Source organism: Acidovorax sp. HMWF018 (assembly GCF_003061035.1).
Lineage (GTDB): Bacteria > Pseudomonadota > Gammaproteobacteria > Burkholderiales > Burkholderiaceae_C > Acidovorax > Acidovorax delafieldii.
Map to the genome: position 1 here is coordinate 13,086 of NZ_QAIM01000480.1, position 1,653 is coordinate 14,738.

General features: G+C 70.8%; 2 protein-coding genes. Both read right to left on the minus strand.

Annotated features, from left to right (window positions below; genetic code table 11):
• Positions 1-135: 135 nt before the first annotated feature.
• Entirely contained in the window at positions 136-888 is a 753-nt protein-coding gene (locus DBR23_RS20430) for an SGNH/GDSL hydrolase family protein (protein ID WP_108499418.1), read from the minus strand.
• A gap of 115 nt (positions 889-1,003) precedes the next feature.
• A complete protein-coding gene (locus DBR23_RS31310) occupies positions 1,004-1,399 on the minus strand; it encodes an SPOR domain-containing protein (RefSeq protein ID WP_233250611.1) in 396 nt (131 codons plus the stop codon).
• Between the last annotated feature and the right edge of the window lie 254 nt (positions 1,400-1,653).

Below are 1,653 nucleotides of genomic sequence, written 5' to 3' on the forward strand. Positions count from 1 at the left end.
GCGCAGGCCTGGGGGCTGCCGCTGCAGTCGCATCCGTGGGCGGGACACGACCTGCCGCTGGATGACCCGCAGTGGGTCATCGATGCCGTGCTGCAGTGGCTGTCCCGTAGCGAGTCAACGGACGGGTAACGGGGGCTACGGCGTGAGGCTGTTCAACGCGCCCTGTGCCACCAGCTCGCGGTACCACTCCGCATAGCCCGCGCTGCTGGGGTGCAGGCCGTCAGCGGCGTTCAGTTCCTGGCTGCGGGTCACGAACGGGTCCTGGTCGCGCGGCTTGAGCAAGCGCACGTAATGCACCTGCTGCGCGCTGGCTGCCTCCCGCGCCAGGGCATGCAGCGCCTCGGACCGGCGCGACATGGCCCATGACAGGGGCGGCACAAAAAAGGGCGCGTGGCCCACGTTGCCACAAGGCATCAGCACCACCTGCTGCCCCTTGCGGCGCGCGAGCGCCACGGCCTGCTGTACGTGGTCGCGCAGTGTGTCTTCAGACGTGAAGCGGATCACATCGTTGCCTCCTGCCAGCACCAGCACCAGGTCGTAGCCGCCGCCAGCGCGCTCCAGTTGCTGCACCACATCGCCAAATTTGGCGCCGTTGGCCGCCAGGTTGTCGATGCGCCATTGGGGATGGTCCTGGCCGATGCGCCCCGGCAGGCTGTCTGCTGCGGTGCTGGCACCCGTGCCCACGGCGGTGCTGTCTCCCACCACCAGCACACGCCGCGTCGGCTGCGGGGGCTGAGCGGTGTAGGGGCGCGCGTCGCGGGCCAGGTCGGCGGCCGTCCACATGCGCCAAGGGGCACAGCCCGTCAGCAGCAGTGCGCCCGCAGCCACCGCGGCCAGGGTGGCCCACCGGCGGGTGGCGTTGTGGTGCGGGGAGGTCTTTCGCGTCATGGTGCATACGCCCAAAGTTGCTCTGGGCTCAGCGTACCTGCAGACTCGGCGACCCTGCGTCGGCGTCGGGCATTCGCGCGCGTAGGACAGTGCTACGCCCCGCGTCCAGGGGGTGCTACTGCTTGAAGACGACGGCGTCCAGCGCCATCGCCCGGATCGCCTCGGCCGCGGCATCGGCCTGGGCGCGGGTGGCGTAAGGCCCCACCCGCACGCGGATGCGGCGTCCCTTGGAATTGTTCAGCTCCTGGCGAAACGCGGGCAGGCCTTCGTTTAGCAAGCGCGCCTGCGTCTTGCGGGCATTGGCTTCTTCGGCGAACAGGCCCACGTTGATGTAGTAGCCCGGGGCAGTGCCCACCGTGGGCAGCGCGGTGTCGGCGGTGGCGGACGCTGCTGCCGCCGGTGTCTTGGGCTTGATGGGGGCTGCTGCGCGGCTGGCGGCATCACGGCGTGCAGGGGCGGTAGCGGTGGCGCTGGCCGCAGGCGTCGGTGCGCGGGTCGACGCGGCTGGCATGGCTGGCTTGGGGGTGGACGCTTTGGCGGCTGGGGGGGCGGCCGTGGCCGATGCGGACGGAGCTGGAGCTGGAGGCTCGGCCGATTTTTGAACGGCAGTGGCGGCAGGAGCGGGCGCGACAGCCAAAGGTGCCGACGCCACAGGTGCAGGCGCAAGCGCAGGCTTGGGGGCTGCTGCTGCAGCAGCAGCCTGGGGCGCGGGTGTGGGCGCTGGCGGTGGTTCTGTTGCCACTTCAGGGGCTGGCGTTGGCGGTG

Coding starts and splice junctions, on each gene's coding strand:
- DBR23_RS20430 (WP_108499418.1), bottom strand. CDS start 888: ATGACGCGAAAGACCTCCCCGCACCACAACGCCACCCGCCGGTGGGCC.
- DBR23_RS31310 (WP_233250611.1), bottom strand. CDS start 1,399: ATGCCAGCCGCGTCGACCCGCGCACCGACGCCTGCGGCCAGCGCCACC.